Origin of the sequence: Streptomyces katrae, from assembly GCF_000966975.1 — a bacterium.
GTDB lineage: Bacteria > Actinomycetota > Actinomycetes > Streptomycetales > Streptomycetaceae > Streptomyces > Streptomyces katrae.
This window is the reverse complement of the sequence record NZ_JZWV01001707.1, coordinates 1-610: the sequence shown is the minus strand read 5'-3', so window position 1 is coordinate 610 and position 610 is coordinate 1. Positions and strand designations below refer to the sequence as shown.

The window sequence follows — 610 nt, the reverse complement described above, 5'->3', positions numbered from 1 at the left end:
CGGCAGGCGGGGGTGCGGGATGCGGGGTGCCGGACGCCCCGGGGCGGGGCCGGGGCCGACGCCCAGGAGCCGGTCGATGGCCGCCCCCTGGGCGGCGATCAGTCCGTGGACCGCCGGCGGCCACGGCAGGCGGCCTGCCGGGGGCACCGGGCCGAGGAGGTGCAGCAGTTCCGCCGGGGTGGGCCGGTCGGCCGGGGCCTTGGCCAGGCAGCGGGCGACCAGCGGGCGCAGCCCCGCCGGGACCGCCGACAGTTCGGGCTCCCCGTGGACCAGGTTGAACAGGGTCTGGACCAGGTTGAACAGGGTCTGGAGGGTCGAGTCCGCGGCGAACGGGCTGACCCCCGTGGCCGCCATGGCCAGCACCGAGCCCAGCGAGAACAGGTCGCTGGCCGGGGTCAGTTCCCTGCCCTCGGCCTGCTCCGGCGACATGAAGGCCGGGGAGCCGATCACCAGGCCCGTCCGCGTCAGCCGGGTGTCCACCCCGCTCTCGGCGGCCCGCGCGATGCCCAGGTCGATCACCCGGACGCCGTCCTGGCTGAGCAGGACGTTCTCCGGCTTGAGGTCGCGGTGGATCAGCCCCGCCCGGTGGATCTCCGTCAGCGCCGTCACC

1 protein-coding gene is annotated in these 610 nt (G+C 76.4%); it reads right to left on the bottom strand.

Features of this window, described 5'->3' with window-relative positions; all coding sequences use genetic code 11:
• The coding region (locus tag VR44_RS40245) for a serine/threonine-protein kinase (protein ID WP_045952657.1) at positions 1-610 on the bottom strand (610 nt) is incomplete at both ends.